Annotated in this window: 5 protein-coding genes; 3 read left to right on the top strand and 2 right to left on the bottom strand. The window is 70.6% G+C overall.

Annotation, left to right across the window (positions count from 1 at the left end; all coding sequences use genetic code 11):
• Nucleotides 1–544 (bottom strand): NAD(P)/FAD-dependent oxidoreductase (locus JWQ91_RS11150; RefSeq protein ID WP_297783736.1); only part of this gene is annotated, 544 nt, incomplete at its 3' end.
• A gap of 37 nt (nt 545–581) precedes the next feature.
• Between JWQ91_RS11150 and JWQ91_RS11145 the strand changes: the two genes are divergently transcribed.
• Nucleotides 582–1,229: a TetR/AcrR family transcriptional regulator gene (locus tag JWQ91_RS11145; RefSeq protein WP_297783733.1), complete on the top strand. Its 648-nt coding sequence runs from the start codon at nt 582–584 to the stop codon at nt 1,227–1,229.
• Between the two features lie 39 nt (nt 1,230–1,268).
• Here the strand turns inward: JWQ91_RS11145 and JWQ91_RS11140 are convergent, their stop codons facing one another.
• On the bottom strand, nt 1,269–1,760 hold the full coding sequence (locus tag JWQ91_RS11140) for an inorganic diphosphatase (protein ID WP_297783730.1): 492 nt from the start codon (nt 1,758–1,760) through the stop codon (nt 1,269–1,271).
• Between the two features lie 76 nt (nt 1,761–1,836).
• On the opposite strand from JWQ91_RS11140, the gene dacB reads away from it, so the two are divergent.
• Together dacB and JWQ91_RS11130 are read left to right on the top strand one after the other, a co-directional pair.
• A complete protein-coding gene (dacB, locus tag JWQ91_RS11135; protein ID WP_297783727.1) occupies nt 1,837–3,246 on the top strand; it encodes a D-alanyl-D-alanine carboxypeptidase/D-alanyl-D-alanine-endopeptidase in 1,410 nt (469 codons plus the stop codon).
• A 161-nt stretch (nt 3,247–3,407) separates the two neighbouring features.
• Nucleotides 3,408–4,576 (top strand): HNH endonuclease signature motif containing protein (locus JWQ91_RS11130; RefSeq protein WP_297783724.1); only part of this gene is annotated, 1,169 nt, incomplete at its 3' end.

Raw genomic sequence — 4,576 nt, 5'->3', positions numbered from 1 at the left:
GGATCGCGCTGGCGCCCGTCCCGATCACGACGACCTTCTTGTCCTTGAGGTCGACCGTGTGGTCCCACTCCGCGGAGTGGAAGCGGGGGCCCTCGAACGAGTCGGCGCCCGCGATCTCGGGGACGTTGGGGATGTGCAGGCCGCCGACGCCGGCGACGACGACACGCGCCTCGTAGTCCTCGCCGCCGGTGCGCACGGTCCAGACCTTGCGGTCCTCGTCCCACGTCGCGCCGGTGACCTCGACGCCGAAGTCGATGTACGGCCGGATGCCCTGCTCGGCGGCGACCTTGCGCAGGTACGCCCAGAACTCCTCCTGGCCGGAGAAGCTCTTGCTCCAGTCGGTGTTGAGCTCGTAGGAGAACGAGTACATGTGGCTCGGGATATCGCACTCGCACCCGGGGTAGGTGTTGTCGCGCCACGTGCCGCCCACGTCGTGGGCCTTCTCGAGGACGACGAAGTCCTCGCGGCCGGACGCGCGGAGCTTCATGGCCATGCCCATGCCGGAGAAGCCGGTGCCGATGATGACGATGTCCTTGGTGATCACCGTTCAGATACTATCGGTATCTGAGTATGATGCAAGGGTGTCGTGGGCCACGACGGTCCGCACGGACGAGGGAGACGCAGTGACGGTCGAGAGCACGCGGATGAGCAGGGCGGACCGCCAGGCACAGACCCGCCAGCGGCTGATCGAGGTCGCGCGCGAGATGTTCCTGGCCGACGGCTACGCGGCGACGTCGCTCGACAAGGTCGCCGTCCGGGCGGGCTTCTCCAAGGGCGCGGTCTACTCCAACTTCTCCGGCAAGGAGGAGCTCTGCATGGCCGTCCTCGACAGCATCCACGAGACGCAGATCCAGGGCGTCGTCGCGGCGTTCACGCTCGACACCGACCTCGACGGGCGCATCGAGGCCTTCGCCGCATGGGCCCGCGAGGGGCTGGGCCGGCCGCGCTGGACCGCGCTGGAGGTCGAGTTCGGCGCGATCGCCCGGCAGAGCCCCTACGTCGCGACCGAGCTGGTCAAGCGGCACCGCGAGATCCGGGCGGCCATCGCCCAGCTCGTACGGCAGGTCACGACCGAGGCCGGGATCGCCGACCGCGTCGACGCCGACCAGGCCGCGACCGCGCTGCTGAGCCTTGGCATCGGCCTCGGCACGCTGCGGTCGCTGGACCACACGATCGACGTCGCGATCTTCGCCGACACGATGCGGGTGCTGCTGCGCGGCCAGCGCTGAGCCTCACGGATGCAGCGCCGGCTCAGCGCCGGGTGCGGCTCAGTAGCCGCCGTTGGCCTTGTAGCGCGCGTAGCTGGCCTGGATCTCGGCCTCGGCCTCGACGCGACCGGTCCAGGTCGAGCCCTCGACGGACTTGCCGGGCTCGAGGTCCTTGTAGACCGTGAAGAAGTGCTCGATCTCGAGACGATCGAACTCCGGGACGTGGTGGATGTCGCGCAGGTGCTCCTGGCGCGGGTCCTTGGCGGGCACGCAGAGGACCTTGTCGTCTCCGCCGGCCTCGTCGGTCATGCGGAACATGCCGATCGTGCGGCAGGAGATGACGCAGCCGGGGAACGTCGGCTCGGACAGCAGCACCAGGGCGTCGAGCGGATCGCTGTCCAGGCCCAGGGTGTCGTCGATGAAGCCGTAGTCAGCGGGATACTGCGTCGCGGTGAAGAGAGTCCGGTCGAGACGGATGCGATGGCTCGCGTGGTCGACCTCGTACTTGTTGCGGGATCCCTTGGGGATCTCGACGGTGACGTCGAAAATCACGTCTGCCTCCGGCGGTTGAGTTCATGGTGCGCGCGCCGACGATACGGCGGGGCGGGGTCTCTATAGTCTGGCGCATGTGACGCCTCAGCGAGAAGTCAGGGTCGCGGGCGTCCTCGGGACTCTCGCCGTTCCCGTCGTGATCGTGGGCCTCGTCATCGCGCTCGCGGTGACGCTGTGGGGCCGCGGTGACCTCAATCGGTTGATCTGCGACGGCGACTGCGGACCGTCCAACGTCATCGCCCCGCGTGAGCTGGCGATCGACTCCTCGCCCGGCTCGTACGCCCTCGCGAAGCCGACATCGACCGGTCCGGTCGACCCCGCGAGGCTGTCCGCGGCGGTCCGCCCCGAGCTGGACAGCCCCGTCCTCGGGTCCCACGTCGGCTTCGCTGCGGTGGCCGCCGACGGCACCGAGCTCGCCTCGTCGGGCACCGGCGCGTACGCCCCCGCCTCCACGACCAAGGTCCTGACGAGCTTCGCCGCCCTGACCATGATCGACCCGCAGACGAGGTTCACGACCGAGGTCGTCCGCTCCGAGGACGGGATCGTGCTGGTCGGTGGCGGCGACCCCTACCTCACCGCCGCGCCCGCCGCGAAGGGCGAGGACCGGGTCTTCCAGGCCGACCTGACGACCCTGGCGCGACGCACCGCCAAGGCACTGAAGCGGGCCGGTGACACCGACATCACGCTCGACTACGACGCCAAGCTCTTCACCGGGCCGTCCGCGAGCCCCGCGTGGGAGGCGTCCTACGTCGGGCAGAACATCACCTCCCGGGTCAGTGCCCTGTGGGCCGACCAGGGGGTCGTCGACGGCATACGCTCGCGCAACCCGGCCGAGAGCGCGGCGCAGAAGTTCGAGACGCTGCTGACCGCCCGGGGCATCGACGTCGCCGGCCGCCCGCGCTCCGTGGCGGCCGATCCCGACGACCGGACCCTCGCCCGGGTCCGCAGCGCGACGCTCGCCCAGATCGTCGAACGGTTGATCCGGGTCTCGGACAACGAGGCGGCCGAGGTCGTGCTGCGGCACGTCGCACTCGCTGACGACGAGCCGGCGAGCTTCGAGGGTGGGGCCACCGCCGTCCGCTCGGCGCTCGAGGCGGCCGACATCGACACCGCCGGACTCCTGCTCCACGACGGCAGCGGGCTGTCACGGCGCAACCGGATCGCACCGGTGACGCTGGCCAGGACCCTGCAGGTCGCCTCCGGCTCCGCCCGCGCCTCGGGGCTGCTGGCCGACCTGCCGGTCAGCGGGTTCACCGGCACGTTGGTGGATCGGTTCGGCCAGCTGACCTCGGCACTGGGCAAGGTCCGGGCCAAGACCGGCACGCTCTCGGGCATCCACTCGCTCGCCGGCTACGCGACCGACGCTCGGGGGCGGCCCGTCGTGTTCGCGGTCATGGCCGACCGCAGCGACAAGGGTCAGCCGTTCGCGGCCCAGGCGGCGCTCGACGACGTCGCCGCCGCGATCGCCGCCTGCCGCTGCGGCTAGGTCGTCAAGCCCCGCCGAGGGCAGGTGCGCTGGCGTTCACCTGTTTGAGCTTCTTGGACGCTGGCGCACCGCACCGAGGTCAACGGGGGCCAGGATCGGGCGTGCGGAAACCGCTGGCATCGCAGAACGTTTGTGTCAGTGGCGGCCTCTAGAGTTGAAACATGTTCGAGGACGCGCCGATCGACTCCCTGCTGGGGCAGGTGCTGTCGTATGACTTCGAGTCGCTGCCCATGGTCGAGACCGGTTTCGTCCGGGTCGAGGCGATTGTCGCGCTGGACCGGGTGATGCGGGCGGCGCAGGCCGAGCAGGCCGCCCAGGTCGCGGCCTTGTACGACGAGCGGGTCCACCGGATGGGACACGGCCAGGGCGACCCGGGGTTGTCGGTCATCGGTGAGGTGGGGATGGCCCGCAACATCGGGCCCACCGCGGCCGGCACCCAGCTGGGGCTGGCGCTGGGTTTGAAGCGGTTGCCGAAGGTGTTCGAGCTGTTCCGCTCCGGGGTGATCAGCGAGCTCACCGCCCGGGTGGTGGTCAACGAGACCTGCTCCCTGTCGGTGGACGACTTCCCGATCGCGGACGCCGCGTTGGCCGACAAGATCCCCGGGCTCACCACCGTCCGGGCCAGGCAGGCCGCCGCCCGGGTCGTGATCGGCATCGACGCCGAAGCCGCGAGGGTCCGGGCCAGCAAGGCCCGCGCCAACACGCACGTCAGCATGCACCCGGACGCCGATGGGATGGCCACCCTGCGGGTCCACGGCCCGGCCGAGCAGATCGTGGCCGCGTTCAACACCCTGGACTTCTGGGCCCGCGGGCTACGGGCCACCGGGGACCCCCGGTCGCGGGGCACGATCATGGCCGAGACCCTGGTCGAACGGGTCACCGGCCGGGCGTTCGCCGACGACGTCGACGTCGAGGTCCAGGTCGTCATGGACGCCGACACCGTGTTCAACGGCGGCGACACCCCCGCCGACCTGGTCGGCTACGGGCCGGTCGCGCCCGATGTGGCCGAGGAGATCATCGCCAGGGCCCGCCACCGCTGGACCCGCCGGTTCCTCACCGACCCCGTCGACGGCACCCTGGTCGCCCGCGACCCCCGCCGCCGCCGCTACGAGGGCCCGATCAACGCCTACGTCAGAGCCCGCGACCGCAGGTGCCGGCAACCCGGCTGCGACTGCAGCATCCGCGACACCGACCACATCACCGACTTCCAGCTCGGTGGCCCCACCACCGCCGACAACGGCCAAGGACTGTGCAAACGGTCCCACTCCATCAAGCACCAACCCGACTGGCAGGTCACCAGCTCCGGCAAGGCCACCATCTGGCGCACCCC

The sequence above is a fragment of the Aeromicrobium sp. genome (genome assembly GCF_025965075.1).
GTDB lineage: Bacteria > Actinomycetota > Actinomycetes > Propionibacteriales > Nocardioidaceae > Aeromicrobium.
The sequence above is the reverse complement of the archived record's forward strand: the minus strand, read 5'-3'. Positions and strand labels throughout refer to the sequence as shown.